This is a genomic window from Spirosoma migulaei (assembly GCF_054776855.1).
On record NZ_BAAHBG010000037.1, the window covers coordinates 180946 to 195552 of the forward strand.

Here is a 14607-nt window from a genome sequence, read left to right on the forward strand (position 1 = left end):
GGCCTCACTTACCCATTATTAATTATTCATTTTACATTATTCATTAAAAAAAATCCCGCTATGCTGCGAACATAGCGGGGGTATTTGACCGATCGGGCGGCTATTTCGGGCCACCGCCGATCGGTGTAGCTACTCCTTTGCCCGGAATAACTAAACCTACCACAAGTTATGTACAAGTTTACAAACCACGAAACGATTCGGATGCTTATGCGAATTTCGCTACTCCAGTTGTTGCTTACGGTTGCGTTGACGAATGGGGTGCTGGCGGCTAAGGGTCAGGAGCTTCTGGAACAGCGAGTCAGCCTTCGGCTGGATAATAATACGATCCGACAGGCACTGCTCACGCTGGAAAAAACGGCGCATGTCAAGTTCGTATACAGCCGACAGATTGTCCAGATTGATCGAAAAGTGTCGTTGTCGGCTTCGGAGGAAAAACTGGCCGTTGTACTCGAACGGCTATTGAAGCCGCTCCAACTGCGGTATGTGGTTACGGGTAGCCAAATTGCTATTGTGCGCGGGCCCACATCCGACGATGTGGGCGATGCGGACCCCGCTCCCTATGCGGCATCAACTGAGTTCGCCGACCTAACCATCACCGGTACAGTTACCAGCGAAACGGGCGAAGGACTACCGGGCGTAAGTGTCGTTCTCAAAAGCACCACGCGAGGCACCACCACCGATGCGGAGGGTAAATACAAGCTTGTTATTCCGGACGATCCGGCCAGCAAAGCCACGACGACCCTGGTCTTTTCGTTTGTTGGCTACAGTAATCAGGAGGTAGTGGTTGGTAACCGGACCACAGTTGATGTACAGCTTGCGCCCGACCAGAAATCGCTAAATGAAGTGGTGGTCGTGGGTTATGGTACGCAACAGAAAGAGGATATTACCGGGGCCATTGCCATTGCGTCGGCCAAAGAACTCAAAGATCCGCCCGTAGCCCAGGTGGCACAAATGCTACAGGGCAAGCTGGTGGGTGTGCGCATTGACCAGGTGAGCGGACGGCCTGGCGAGGGCATGAATATCAAAGTTCGGGGTTCGGTGTCAATTACCGCTGGGGCTAATCCATTGTATGTGGTCGATGGAATGCCCATTACCGGCGATATCAATACAATCAATCCGGCTGAAATTGAAAGCATCAGCGTGTTGAAAGACGCGGCTTCCTCGTCGCTCTACGGATCGCGGGCGGGCAATGGGGTGGTACTGATTCAAACGAAACAGGCGAAAGCGGGCAAAACGCAAATCGATTTCAACGCGTACTACGGCTTTGAAAAGATCCCCGACGCCCGGAAGCTAAAAATGATGAACGCCGAAGAGTACGCTCAGTTTCAGAAAGAAATTGCTGAATCGAACGGTAGAGCGGTGAATCCGGCTTTCCAGAATCCGGCACAATACGCCGGAAAGGGTACGAACTGGTTTGATGTCGTAACCCGAACCGGTGCGGTTCAGAGTTATAATCTTACCCTCCGTTCTGGCTCAAAAAACTTCCTGACCTCCGTTACCGGTGGCTATTTTAAAGAGGATGGGGTCGTGATTGGAACGGGTTTTCAACGGCTTTCGCTTCGGATAAATACCCTGTTTACGCCCAGCGATAAGATCAAGGTTGGCTTCAATCTGGCGCCCAATTATTCTTCCAACACTAATTTTGCAACCGATGGTGGGCCGTATGGCACCGAAAACATTATTTCCGGTGCGCTGGCAACGAGTCCACTGGCCAGTCCTTACAATGCCGATGGAAGTCTGGCGCTGACGGCTTCGGACCCGGCCTCCTTTGGCAACCCAAACTGGCTACGGGTAGCCCAGGAAAAAGTGTATAAGAACAAAACCCAGGCATTGCTTTCTAACGCCTACGTTGAATACGAAATCCTAAAAGGCTTAAAGGCCAAGACAACGGGCAATATCCAGCTGAGTAACAACAACATATTCCAGTTTAACCCGTCTACCATTGGCGTTTTGTTCACCCCGCCACCCCGCATTCCGAGCGGCTCCGATAATACGACCCGGATGTATAACTGGGTGAATGAAAACTCACTGACCTATCAAAACGAATTTAACGGGCATAGCATCGACGCCCTGGTCGATTTCACGGCCCAGCAGTTTAGAAGTGACAACAACCTGATTACGGCGACCAATTACACCGATGATAAAGTACAGGCCGTGAGTGCCGCCGGGCGGACCGTGGTTACCAGCGATGTGCAAAAATGGGCTTTGCTGTCGTTTCTGGCCCGCCTGAATTACAACTATAAAAGTAAATACCTCTTCACGGCTTCGGTTCGTCGCGATGGCTCGTCGCGCTTTGGACCCAACAACCGCTGGGGGAATTTCCCATCGGCTTCGGTGGGCTGGATTGTGTCGAAAGAGGATTTCTGGCGCGTAACACCTGTTTCATTTTTAAAACTACGGGCTAGCTACGGCATCACCGGCAACTTCGAAATCGGCAATTACTCCTTCCGATCGACGGTTGGCCCGGTTTATTACGACTTCGGCAATACGCTTTTTCAGGGTAGGGCGGCCAATAATCTGGGCGATAATAACCTGGGGTGGGAGCGAAAAAAGCAGTTTAACATCGGTGCCGATGTCTACCTGCTGAATGACCGGATTCAGCTGACGTATAACTATTACCGTACAACCTCCAGCGACCTGCTTTATAACGTCTCCGTTCCCGTGTCGTCGGGGTTTAGTAGTATTCAAACCAACATTGGCGAGCTGAAATTCTGGGGGCACGAAATTGGCCTCAGTACGACTACGATTCGCAACAACCGGCTCACCTGGACAACGACCCTCAATCTGTCTTTCGACCGGAATCGGGTCGAAAAACTATCGACCGAAAAAACCAATGCAATCTATCAGGGCATGGTCAATTACGGGTTCTATAGCCATATATCGCAGGTTGGTTCGCCTGTTGGGTTGTTTTACGGAGCCGTTTGGGATGGCGTTTATAAGAATCAGCAGGATTTCGATAATTCGCCGAAATATTCTGATTCACAGGTGGGAACCATCAAGTTCCGGGATTTGAACGGTGACGGAAAGATCACGTTCCCGGAAGATTATACTACAACCGGAACGCCCTGGCCTAAATATATCTTTGGCCTCACAAATCAGCTCAACTACCGAAATTTTGATCTTGGTCTGACGATTACAGGGAATTATGGAAACCAGATTCTGGCGCACTACGAGAACTGGCTAACCAATCTCGATGGCCCGTTTAATGTGCTGGAAGAAGTAAAAGACCGCTGGAAATCACCCACCGACCCTGGTGCTGGCAAATATGGCAGTGTGCAACAAGGCACTACTTATCTGGAACGCGACCGCTGGAGTACCCGGTACCTTAAAGATGGTAGCTTCCTGTCGTTCAAGAACATTACCCTGGGTTATACGCTTCCGCTCAACGTAAAAACAATCCGGAGCCTGCGCGTATACAGCAGCATTCAGAATGCCTGGCTCATTACTAAGTATCCGGGAAATCCGGAAGTGAACACCCGGAATGCCGCTAGTGGCAGTTCGCCGGGTGTCGATGAAGGATCGTATCCTGTTCCCCGCACGGTCAGTTTTGGCGTAAACATCGGTTTCTAAAAAAGAACTCGTCATGAAAATCAAACTTATAGCCCTAAGTATCCTGTTTTTTTCACTAAGTGCCTGCCATGAATTTCTGGATGTCATTCCGGAAACGACCTTAACGTCCGATAGTTTCTACAAGACGCAGGCCGACTTTGAACAGGCGGTCGGCGGTATTTATGCGCCATTGCAGGGACTTTATAATCAGGATTGGATTCTGAACGAAATGCGTTCCGACAATACCTATTTTATCTATAACGTTGCCCAGCGTGGCGGAAAGCCACAGGAAGATCCTGCAACGTTTACGGTAGAAACTAATAATACCTATACGCTGGGCAAATGGACGAACGATTACCTGATCATTTCTCGGGCTAATCAGGTATTAAAAACGATCGATGCCGCCAGTTTCGATGAGGCTGTTAAATCCAATCTGAAAGGACAGGCGCTTTTTCTGCGGGCCTTTGCGTATTTCGATCTGGTAAAAAACTTCGGAGGTGTTCCGCTATTTCTGGACCCGGCCTCAGGCTACAAGGAAACCTTTAAAGCAAGAGCCGAAGCCACCGACGTCTATAAGCAGATTAACATCGATGCTGCAGCAGCCGCTAAACTATTGCCCGCCAAAGCTTCGGTACCGGGGCGGGCTACGTCGGGAGCGGCTTATACGCTGCTGGCCGATGCCTATATCAACCAGAAATCCTGGGCCGATGCCGAAGCCGCCCTGAAGACGGTGACAACGTTGGGGTATAGTTTGCTACCCAGTTATGCGGACATTTTCAAACCGACCAACAAAGGTAACAGTGAGATTATTTTCGATGTGCAATATGCCGAGGGAACGTCGCAGGCAATCTATAATGCGCTGCCTTACCTATTTATCCCCATACTGGCCGACCCATCGATACTGACAGGGGTAAAGCCAGCATCGCAGCAAAATTACGGCGGCTACAACGTACCAACGCCCGATTTGCTGAAAGCCTATGAAGATACGCTCAAGGATCAGCGGTTTTCGGCGTCCATCGGTTTCTATACAGGCCCATCGCCCCTAATCGGAATAACGTCGTATAACCGTACGCCCTACATCAAAAAATACCTGCATCCACACGCTGTTTATGGGCAAACGGCCGATAATGGCCCGATCTACCGCTATGCCGAAGTACTGTTGATGCTGGCCGAAGCTACGAACGAGCAAGGCCGTCAGGCCGATGCCGTTGGCTATCTGAATCAGGTTCGGGCGCGGGCGGGCTTACCTCCGCTGGCTGCTGGGAGTCAGGTGGATATGCGAACGAGTATTCTGAACGAACGTCGGATTGAACTGGCTTTTGAAAATAAACGCTGGCATGATCTGGTCCGAAGCGGGTTAGCGGTGCAGGTGCTGTCGGCCAAAGGTGCCAAAATTAAGGCCAATCCGCAGGCGTATTACTATCCGGCGGGTAGCGCGCCTATCTCCACGGCTTTTAACGTTACGGAACGCGATCTACTTTATCCGATTCCGGTGAGTGAAATTATTACCAATCCTGACCTGAAACAGAATCCAGGGTATTGATACGTCCTTTTGAATTTTTGACAGGGTAAACAGGATTTTTCGTTGTGGTGTCAGTTTCTCAAAACTGACAAGCGAGGTTTCTCAAAACCTCGTTAAATTGACAGTGTATCCAATAGGTTTTAAGAAACCTACCATGTCAGTTTTGAGAAACTGACATCACAACAACAAGGTGTGGTACGGGTTCTGACCGTTTAGTTTATTTTTTCTTATGAAAACGTTTCTATTTATTTCTGCCCTTATAACCCTGTTTCTGACGGGCTTCTTACCTTCTCCTACCAAAAAAAACGTCTCGCTTTTTGACGGAAAAACGTTCCGGGGCTGGGAGGGGGATACCATCAATACCTGGCGAATCGAAAACGGTACCATTGCCGCCGGGCGACCCGACCAGATGGCCCCGCACAACGATTTCCTGTGTACGACCCGCAGCTACGCCAACTTTGTGATGCGGCTGAAAGTCCGGCTGACGGGCACGAAAGGATTTGTTAATGCGGGCATACAGTTCCGCAGCAAACGACTCACGAACCCGCCTTACGAGATGATTGGCTATCAGGCCGACTGGGGCCCCAAATATTGGGGAAGCCTCTACGACGAATCGCGCCGGAAGGTAACGCTGGTCCAACCCGATTCTGTTCAACTAGCCAAATGGGTGAAAATAGACGACTGGAATACGTACGAAATTCGGGCCGAAAATCGCCGGATTCGTTTGTATGTCAACGGCAATCAAACGGTCGAGTATACCGAATCGGATGAAAGTATTCCGCAGTCAGGGTTGATCGGTCTGCAAATTCACGGGGCTGGCATAACCCAGGTTGCTTATAAAGACATTACGCTCGAAGAACTTCCCTGATTTTTTCTTTTCGACAGGATTTGTGGTGTCAGCGGGGCCGTCCGCGCGGTGCTTGCTGTGGTGTCAGATGCTTACATCTGACACATTTAGGTTTCTCAAAACCTACTATTCACACCAGTAGGTTTTTAGAAACCGACACCACAAAATCACAAATCCACAAATCCTGTCGAAAATCTACTCCTACATCCTTGATCAATACCATGAAACGTAATTTCTGGATTGCTACTACTATTCTCCTGCCAATCCTATTCCTGGCTGCTGCCCGGTATTCGGTTGTTGTGAATACCATTGAGCAGGAAGACCCGTTCGAAACGCCCCGTACGGTTAGTCAGACGCCGTCTACGGTTCCGCTTTCGCCCACTGAAAGCATGAAAACGTTCCGATTGCCCAAAGGGTATCATCTTGAACTGGTCGCCAGCGAGCCGATGATTTCGGAACCGGTGGCACTGGCCTGGGATGGCAACGCCCGCCTGTATGTGGCGCAGATGGAAACCTACATGCAAACCGTACTGGCTACGGGCCAAAGCCAGCCCCGAAGCCGGGTCATGCTCCTGGAAGATACCAACGGCGATGGCAAAATGGATAAGAGTTCGGTGTTTATCGACCACTTATTGATGCCCCGCGCCATCCTGACCGTTGGTCATGAACTTCTGGTCAACGAAACGGACTCCTACGACATTTTTGCCTATCGGGACACGAACGGCGATGGTAAAGCCGATAAAAAAAGGCCCGTGTTTCAAAGCAAACGAAAAGCGTTTGGCAATGTCGAACACCAGCGCAGCGGCCTCGACTGGAACCTGGATAACTGGATTTATGAAACCATCGATCCAATTCGCTATCGGTATAAAAATGGCGTTTTGAAAGCCGATACGCTGCCCAACGCAGCCGGTCAGTGGGGACTGACGCACGACGATTACGGGCGGGTGTTTTTCAGTCGGGCGGCTGCCGGTATTGCGGCTTCTGGCTTCCAGATCAATCCGGCCTATGGTCAGCTCGACTTCCCGGATGCGTTTGAGGACGGGTTTAGCCACGTCTGGTCGGCGATCAAAACGCCTGATGTGAACGGTGGCCCCAAGACATTGCGTCCCGATAGTACTATGGCCGATTTTACGTCTATTTGCGGTCAATCCGTTTTTCGGGGAGACCGATTGCCTGCCAGTATGTTCGGTGATTATATCGTGTCCGAACCCGTTGCCAGGGTTATTCGACGGGCCAATATTCAGAACAAAGACGGGAAAGTACTGCTGTCCAACGTGTACCATCAGGACGAGTTCATCTCATCGACCGACATGAATTTCCGGCCCATCAACACCTATACGGGGCCGGATGGCTGTCTGTACATCGTGGATATGTACCGGGGCATCATTCAGGAGTCGACCTGGGCACAGCCGGGTAGTTATCTCTATGACCAGATCAAGACGAAAGGGCTGGATAAGAACATACAACGGGGGCGGATTTATCGCCTGGTCTACGACGGTATGAAGCCCGGTCCAGCCCCTAACCTATTAAGCGACCCAACCCGTAAATTGATCGCCTATCTGGCGCATCCGAATGGCTGGTGGCGGGATAACGCCCAAAAGGAAATCATTGTCCGAAACGATAAATCGGTGGTGGCGTCGCTCAAACAAATTGCTCTGGGTGAGAAAGGGCCGTTAGCCGAAAAACCATCGACCCTTACCCGAATGCATGCACTGTGGACACTGGAAGGGCTTGATACCATTGACAAGCCAACCGTGCTGACCATGCTAAGCGACCCGAATCCGGACGTACGCAAAACGGCCGTCTGGCTCAGCGAACCCTGGCTCAAAAAGAATGATGCCCAACTGCTCGACAAGCTGGAGTCGCTAAAAAACGACGATAGCTACGATGTTCTGTCTCAACTGATATTATCCCTTTCATACAGCAAAGCCGAGAAAGCAAAATCCATTGCGCAATCGATTCTGGCCGTTCATGCTGATCACGTCGTGCTAAGGGGTATCGAGCGCACGTTGAAAAAGGCAGAAGAGATCCGTAAAATCGGCAGTAGCCGGTTGGCGGCTTTGAACCCGCCCGATCGGCAACTGGTGCGGGAAGGCGCTCAGATTTTCACCGCGCTCTGTGCCACGTGTCACGGCTCGCAGGGGCAGGGGACACCCTCGAAAATTGCTCCCCACCTGGCCGGGAAATTCAAATTACTGGAAAATCGCGACGAGGTGATCAAGATACTGCTTCAGGGCCTGACGGGGCCCGTCGACGGCGTTACTTACCATGAACTCATGCCACCTATGGGCACCAATAGTGACGAATGGATTGCCTCGGTGCTTACCTATGTCCGGCTGGAACTGGGCATGCAGAGCTTCCCTGAAATGTCGTCGGGCTATATGAACAACTTCGTTATCGTTAAACCCGAGCAGGTCAAAAAGGTCCGGGACCAAACGGCTAGCCGAATCAAACCCTGGACCTGGGATGAATTGATCAAGGAGCGGGATCTGTTGCGCCAGAGCAAGAAATGATAAAGTAAGGAACTGACTACCTATGACATCTATTGAATGGCATCATAGCAAATAGTGACCAGAAGGATAATCCATCTATAATTACTTTTTGAGTTGAAAAGCGCTTCCCCTGATGTGAAACAGTTTCGGGAGAAATGGTTCTATCCCTTTAGTAGCCCCATCGAAGTAACTCGGCAAAAACAGCCATCGGCCAAACGGCGTCTGATTACTACAGATCAAATTGGCTCCCTTCGGTAGCTGATAGCTTCATGCTCTAAGGACTTTCTAATAACTGCTTAAGCCCATTCTAAGCAGGTCCGGCGTACTTTGGTTTAGATCAGGTTAACCTGACTGACCAGTGTAGGTCGATCGCCTACAGAATTGCTCGGTAGCAGCACCTGTTTATTACATCAACGTATGAAAAATCACCCCGATATAAATAGACGAACCCTTGGCATTACCTTTCCCAGAGAACAACAAGCGAACGTGGTTCTCTGGGCCCCTCAGGCCAAACAGGTAGCGCTAGCTATCCATGATCAGCCTGTACACCTTCCATTAACAAACGATCGTTCAGGCTACTGGAATCTGGAAACCGACCTGATCAAACCCGGAGATACGTATACGTTTGTGCTCGACGATGAGAAGGAATGTGCCGATCCGGCATCCCTGGCGCAGCCTGAGGGTATATATGGCCCTTCTCAGGCAGTAGATACAGGCAAATTCTACTGGGAAGACTCCTGCTGGATCAACCCGCCCCTCGATGAGTACATTATCTATGAACTCGACATCCACACGTTTACGCCCGAAGGCACGCTACAGGCTATTAGTAGCAAACTCGGCCATTTGAAAAAATTAGGCATCAACGCCCTCGTCATCAGGCCTGTTGCTCCATTCCCTGATTCAAAAGAACAGCACTATAAGGAATCCTTTATCTATGCCGTTCAATCGTGTTATGGGGGAGCAACACAGTTACAATACCTGATCAATGCCTGCCATTATGAGGGCATAGCGGTCATTCTGGATATTGCCCCAAATCCAATTGATCAGCCAACAACCAGCAATCGGGGTTTTGACACGTATCTACCCCGTAAACAAGCCGCCAATCCAACTAAGATGTTACAACAAAATGAGTGTCAGCGGGAAGCGTATCGGCGTTATCTGATTGAAAATGCCCTGATGTGGTTCCGTGATTTTCATGCCGACGGAATTCGGCTGAACGCCGACCCATCACGAAGCGACTTTGGGAGTTTATTGCAGGAAATCCGGGAACACACCAATCAATTGACTACCCGAACCGGTCGGCAGTATTATCTGCTTGTTGAGCAGGATCTGACCGAAATTCCGATGTATAGCCCAACTGGCCTGGAAGTTGGTGCTGTTCCGTCAGCAATGACTGACGATGATTGCAAAAGCTACTACCTTACCGATAAGAACGGTGGTCACCAGACGAAAACCTACCGGGAGGATTATGTATATAATGCTCAGTTTTCATCAATTCTGCAGGAACTGTTTGATCGGCAGGCAAAAACTGTACCTGATGCCCCCCTGCTAGTGGTTTCGCAGAACCATAAGCAGACGGGTAATTATACAGTATCTGAAGAAGATGAACAGGTTATTAGCCTCGAATTGTTAAAGCTGACGGCCGGTTCCATTATGGTGAGTCCCTATATTCCTACCCTGTTTATGGGCGAAGAATGGGGCGCAACGAATCCCTTTGCGGAATCACTGCAAACCAGTCCCGTTACGGCTGTTCATGTAACAGACAAAGCAGCTTTGTTAACCCATGATAAGCCGCTGGCCTGGGAATTACTGGATCAGGTTCCGAATAAAACACTTTACCAGTATTACCAGGCGCTAACCGCCTTACGCCGATCACAACCCGCGCTGTATCACCTGAATCCAAAGCAGGTAGAAATCAATCACCGGAAAGACCAGCAAACGATGATCCTTCGCCGATGGTGTCGAGATAATCATGTACTGTGCCTGATGAACTTTTCGCTGGAAGATCAGCCGATTACGTTACCGTCTCTGGGAAAAAACTGGCAGAAGTTACTCGATTCGGCAGACCCGATTTGGGGCGGTCCTGGGGCTTCCCTAGATTTTCTCTCGGATGAGGATACTATAATTCTACAACCAGAGTCAATTCTGGTCTATAAAGCAGTGTAGTAGTTCGTCATGCCTTTCAAGCGCTCCACTGCTTATTTCTATCAAATTCTAATTGAGTATTAAGCATTGCAGTGGAACTTGGATTTAAGCACGATGAACTATCTTATTCGATTTTACTTGTACGACGACCCATCCCGCCAAAACGCCCGTCAATTAGGCTCAGACCACTGGACCAAGAGGCCCCCCAAGTTTATATACGGCCTACCCTACCGATTAGAACCGGAGGAGTTCGGCCAAATCGGTGACCCCCATCAGGTTTATGTGTTGGCGAATCCACTCCTGATTAAACCTTTACTGGACAGAGCAAGCCCAGGCAGGAAACGTTTACTGGTTAATGTCTTTTTAGCCCGGCTGGAAGAGTGGGGCTGGTTTGAGGAAGCTCAGGAAGTGAAGCTGAAGGAACAGAAGGGAAGGGTACAGGTTTCTAAAGCAAACGGATAAATTGTTGACGAAGACCGATGATTTAAAAACAGCGCTTTATCGTATTGATGTTACGTACAAACGGATAAATGGCTATTTCGGTCCCGAATTGATCCAAGAGCTATCTACTAAATGGCAGATTCCGGCCAGCGGTTTCAATATCGCGTTGAGGAATTAGGAGGAGTTAGGTTGATTATATAAAGCTCACTTTTCACTCAAAAGCTTCAGCAATACGCCGTTTGTCCAACCGAAACCATCCTGGTTAGGATACTCCCCGCCTTTGGCTGCAGCCGTACTGACCACATCGTATTTTTCGACCATCTTACCGCTGGCTTTATAGACCCGTAAGTTCTCGTTTACCCAGTTGGCTTTAATTTTAGTAGCCAGTGGAATCTGTCCATAGTTCCGTAAACCCCGAATAGCCAGCCACTGCAAGGGAGCCCAGCCGTTCGACGCATCCCACTGTTCGCCGGTACGGACGAGCGTGGTGGTCAGCCCGCCGGGTTTCAGGAAGGATTGTTCCAGTTTGCGGGCAACAGCCATAGCCTGACTGGCCGTAGCGATTCGTACAAAAAGCGGATAGACAGCCGCCAGTGAATAAACCGTAGATGGTTTTCTAGCCACAAAATCATAGTCGAAATAAAACTGACTTTTCGGATTCCAGCAATAACGTTGAATAGCCTCACGCCGTTGCTGAGCCAGGTGCAGGTACGTTTTCGATTGAGTCTCATCACCCTTCATCCGGTACACTTCGGCCAGGGTTTGTTCCAGATGAACAAGCAGGGCGTTCAAATCAACCGGAATAAAATCCGTTGTGTGGATTGTTTGTAGGCTCTTGCCGTCGCGAAACCAGCGGCTGCTAAAATCCCAGCCTGATTCAGCCGCTGCCCGAAGATGCTGATACAGCATTTTCGGATCTTTGGTGCGTCGGGCCAGTTGAACATCCTCCCGGTATGACTCCGGGCGGGGTGTTTGTTTATCATCGAAATACCGGTTCAGGTAAACGTCTTCGGCCAGCCGAACGACCCGCCGGTGAGCGGGGTGCTGTGCGGTCAGTTGGTCTTTTCCATCCATCCAGAAATCATATTCCTGTTGCAACTGGGGCAGATAATTGATCAGCACCCGGCGACCCTGCATTTCGCTCAATAGGCTCACCATAAACGAAAAAAACGGTGGTTGCGATCGTCCCAGAAAGTAGGTTCGATTGCCGTTGGGAATAAAGCCAACCGTTTTGATCAGGTAGGCGAAATTGTCGACCATGTTCCGAATCTGGCTAGTCTGGCCCGATGCCCGCAAACCCAGCATCGTGAAATAGCTGTCCCAGTAATAAATTTCGCCAAAACGTCCGCCCGGCACAACGTAGGGCTTTGGTAAGGAAATCAGCGACCCGGCCTGTTGAGCTGCCTTAGATGTAAGAGAAGCGGGCCGGGTAAGCACAGGCCATAAATCTGTAATGTGCTGTTGAGCCGATTGCCCGGCTTTACTGGTATAGCCAGACGCTGGCTTTATCGGTAACGTAAAATTCTGTAGAACAAACGCTTTCAGATTGAAATCCCTACGCTGGCGGGCATTTTCATAATTGGACAGAATCGTTTCTGGTGGAAATTTGGGCGTACAGTCGGCAAAGGTTTTGGAGTCCGGAAAAACAGCTTTCATCTGAACGGCCTCGAATAAGGCCCCAAACTGTTCGTCGGGGCCAGCCAGATTCCGGGTAACGGCGTATGCTTTTTTTTCGAGAACCTGCTGACTCTGAACAGGAGCCAGGCTAAAAATGATGAAAGTAAGCGTTAAAAAAGGTTTTATTGGTTGCCTCATGCAAATGTTTTCAATAATCATTAAGCTGTTTAAACTTTTCAAATTAACCGCTAAGAACGCTAAGGCAAAGCGCAAAGAAATTCAGTCAGCAAACTCAGCGTTCTTTGCGGCTTTGGCTCAGCGCTCTCTGCGGTTAAACTAAAGCGCATTGGAGATATAAAAAATAAAGTTTAAACAGGTTCCATATTTACGGTGGTTATCAGGCAGGCCATACCCAGGGGATAGGGCATAGCTCGTCGTTCATCCCTACACCAGTTCTGGTTCAGAAACAACCGGGACGGGTGCTACGACAATGGATTTGATAAGCTGCAAGGGAACGCGCACCCAATCGGGACGGTGATTGAGTTCCTGATTCAAATCGGTAATGGCTTTTTCGAGCAGGTATGTTTCCAGCATCATTTGCAAATCGTCCGGGTCGGTTGGGATAAACGAACTACCCCGAACCGCTTCCAGATACGCATGCATAAAGAAACCACTCATGTAGTGCGCCCAGAACTCGGCGTAGGGTAGAATACGAACCAGATCATTGTCCGTCACCTGATTGGTCCGCAAAAAACCTTCGTATCCTACGTAATAAAAGGAGCGAATCATGGCCGCAACGTCGCGCAGGGGTGAGCGTTTCAGCCGTCGTTCACTATAACTGCGGGTCGGATCGCCACCGAAATCCTGAATGGCAATATCTTTACCCGTGAGCAGAATCTTTTCCAACTGTAAATCGCCGTGGATTCGAATTTTTCTGGTGTCCAGCTTTTTGCTGTAAATCCGCTTCAGCAGATTCAGTACGTCGTCTTTTCGACCCAGCATTTGCTCAACATCCGCTCGTACATCGTCGGGAAGTCGTTGTAGATTCCGTTGCTGGCTTTGATAGCTTTCGCGAACCAACGACTGTAAACCCGAAAACAGTGACCGCTGGTAATGCAGAGAGAATTCTTCCGGGGCAAAATCCGGATGCGTACTATCCGAAGCCAGTGCGCGGTGCATCTGCCCGATACGTGTGCCCAGAAGCCGGGCCTGTTCTGCACCCCGTGGACCGATCAACTCCTGCGTTTCGGCGGGTAAGTCGTTGAGGGATAGGGGTTGACTCAGGGTACCGCGGGGAACATCAACAGCTGTCGCTAACTGGATCTGATTGCGGGCCAGAACGCGCTCGATAAAGTTGTTGATCCGTTCCAGTACGTAGGTTTTTCCATCGCCATGACGGGCACCCCCTTCCTGCATTACCCCCAACAGGATCGGCTCACCGCCCGAAAACATGTCTACGGCTCCGGCAAATTTTGGAACATAGGAAAAACCAGCGTTTTCGGACAGGAAACGCGTCAGTTCCGTATCGGGATTGATGGCCATATCTACCTTCCGGTAGAATTTCAGCAGAAAACAATGGTCGTAGATAATAGCTGCGTAATGATGACTGGACGTAGCCAATTTTGATTTTATGGCGCTGTGTTCCCGAACATAACCGGCCAGCAACGGTGTACACTGAAAGGCCAGATTTCCTTCTTTATGCCTGGCATTTTCGGTCATTTTGTAAAGAAGCGCCTGCTGAACTTCAGGCAGATACAACCCATCGCAAAGAATACCCGACTCGTGGCCAAGCTCCAGATTCGCCAGTATAGCCTGTGGGCAATCGTGGGTAAGTTTGGCCGCCTGCGATGCACTAGCAAATGCGATGATCAATTGGAAGATTTCGGGCAAACCCCGCTCATACGTTACTTCTAGCAGCAGTATGTAGGCCGACCCAACCGGGAGCAGAAGTGGCGCATGATTCAGAATAGAAATGCTCCGCATGGTCTGCTTTT

Annotated in this window: 7 protein-coding genes and 1 pseudogene; 6 read left to right on the top strand and 2 right to left on the bottom strand. The window is 49.9% G+C overall.

All coding sequences use genetic code 11. The features are described from left to right. The first annotated feature begins 168 nt into the window (after positions 1–168). The 6 genes from ACYVGO_RS33635 to ACYVGO_RS33660 all read left to right on the top strand — a co-directional run bounded on the left by ACYVGO_RS33635 (position 169) and on the right by ACYVGO_RS33660 (position 11017). Positions 169–3570: a TonB-dependent receptor gene (locus ACYVGO_RS33635; RefSeq protein WP_460973105.1), complete on the top strand. Its 3402-nt coding sequence runs from the start codon at positions 169–171 to the stop codon at positions 3568–3570. A 13-nt stretch (positions 3571–3583) separates the two neighbouring features. Beyond that, a complete protein-coding gene (locus ACYVGO_RS33640; protein ID WP_460973106.1) occupies positions 3584–5092 on the top strand; it encodes a RagB/SusD family nutrient uptake outer membrane protein in 1509 nt (502 codons plus the stop codon). Positions 5093–5300: 208 nt separating this feature from the next. Then, a complete protein-coding gene (locus ACYVGO_RS33645) occupies positions 5301–5939 on the top strand; it encodes a 3-keto-disaccharide hydrolase (protein WP_460973107.1) in 639 nt (212 codons plus the stop codon). Positions 5940–6139: 200 nt separating this feature from the next. Continuing rightward, positions 6140–8431 (top strand): DUF7133 domain-containing protein, encoded by a 2292-nt coding sequence (locus tag ACYVGO_RS33650; protein WP_460973108.1) that lies wholly within the window; start codon positions 6140–6142, stop codon positions 8429–8431. A 396-nt stretch (positions 8432–8827) separates the two neighbouring features. Next, on the top strand, positions 8828–10576 hold the full coding sequence (locus ACYVGO_RS33655; RefSeq protein ID WP_460973109.1) for an alpha-amylase family glycosyl hydrolase: 1749 nt from the start codon (positions 8828–8830) through the stop codon (positions 10574–10576). 93 nt (positions 10577–10669) lie between these two features. Beyond that, positions 10670–11017 (top strand): hypothetical protein, encoded by a 348-nt coding sequence (locus ACYVGO_RS33660; protein ID WP_460973110.1) that lies wholly within the window; start codon positions 10670–10672, stop codon positions 11015–11017. A 183-nt stretch (positions 11018–11200) separates the two neighbouring features. Here the strand turns inward: ACYVGO_RS33660 and treF are convergent, their stop codons facing one another. After that, a complete protein-coding gene (gene treF, locus ACYVGO_RS33665) occupies positions 11201–12811 on the bottom strand; it encodes an alpha,alpha-trehalase TreF (RefSeq protein ID WP_460973111.1) in 1611 nt (536 codons plus the stop codon). Positions 12812–13057: 246 nt separating this feature from the next. Continuing rightward, positions 13058–14607, bottom strand: a pseudogene (locus ACYVGO_RS33670) (maltose alpha-D-glucosyltransferase); the annotation flags it as partial.